This is a genomic window from Mycobacterium parascrofulaceum ATCC BAA-614 (assembly GCF_000164135.1).
Classification (GTDB): Bacteria; Actinomycetota; Actinomycetes; order Mycobacteriales; family Mycobacteriaceae; genus Mycobacterium; species Mycobacterium parascrofulaceum.
The window spans coordinates 1-976 of sequence record NZ_GG770633.1 but is presented as its reverse complement, the minus strand read 5'-3'; the positions used below and the strand labels follow the sequence as shown (position 1 = coordinate 976).

General features: G+C 67.2%; 2 pseudogenes. Both read left to right on the top strand.

Annotated elements, in window-relative coordinates:
• A pseudogene (locus HMPREF0591_RS29940) lies at nucleotides 1–253 on the top strand (pyridoxal-5'-phosphate-dependent protein subunit beta); the annotation flags it as partial.
• Nucleotides 250–963 (top strand): annotated as a pseudogene (locus HMPREF0591_RS29935) (MFS transporter); the annotation flags it as partial. The pseudogenes HMPREF0591_RS29940 and HMPREF0591_RS29935, both read left to right, overlap by 4 nt.
• Nucleotides 964–976 lie beyond the last annotated feature (13 nt).

Below are 976 nucleotides of genomic sequence, written 5' to 3'. Positions count from 1 at the left end.
CGGAGCCGTCGCCCTGGTCGCCGGCTGGGCCGCCCGCACCTATCCCAAAGACACCCGGATCGCCGCGGTCTTCCCCGACGGGCCGCAACGCTACTTCGACACCATCTACAACGACGACTACTGCCGCGAGCACCAGCTGTTGGACTGGCAACCGGTCGCCGAGCCGGTGACCATCACCGACCCCGGTCAGCAAGTGGTGACCTCGTGGACTAGAACCACCGCCGTCACCAACCCCGCACTGGTGTCGCGATGAAGGGCTTTATCGCGCGGTTTCGCGGGTTCGACGGGCCCAGCCGGGTACTGATGATCAACCAGTTCGGCATCAACATGGGCTTCTACATGCTGATGCCTTATCTGGCGGGGTACCTGGCCGGCCCGCTGGGGCTGGCCGCCTGGGCCGTCGGATTGGTGCTGGGCGTGCGGAATTTCTCCCAGCAGGGCATGTTCATCGTGGGCGGCACGCTGGCCGACCGGCTGGGCTACAAGCCGTTGATCGTGGCTGGATGTCTGCTGCGCACGGGTGGTTTCGCGCTGCTAGTGGTGGCCCAGTCGTTGCCGGCTGTGCTCATCGCCGCGGCGGCAACCGGTTTCGCCGGCGCCTTGTTCAATCCGGCGGTGCGGGCGTATCTGGCCGCTGATGCCGGGGATCGCCGCGTGGAGGCCTTCGCCATGTTCAACCTCTTCTACCAGGCCGGGATCCTGTTGGGCCCGCTGGTCGGACTGGTCCTGGTGGCCGTCGACTTTCAGGTCACCGCGGCGGCAGCGGCGGCCGTGTTCGCTGTGCTGACCGTGGCGCAGCTGTTGGCGTTGCCGCAACGCGGTGTCGACCCAGCGCCGCAGCAGAAGTCGTTCCTGCAGGACTGGCGGGTTGTCGCCGGCAACCGGCCGTTCCTGCGCTTCGCGGCGGCGATGATCGGCTCCTACGTGTTGACCTTCCAGGTGTACCTGGCGCTGCCGCTGCAGCGTCGATGCTGAC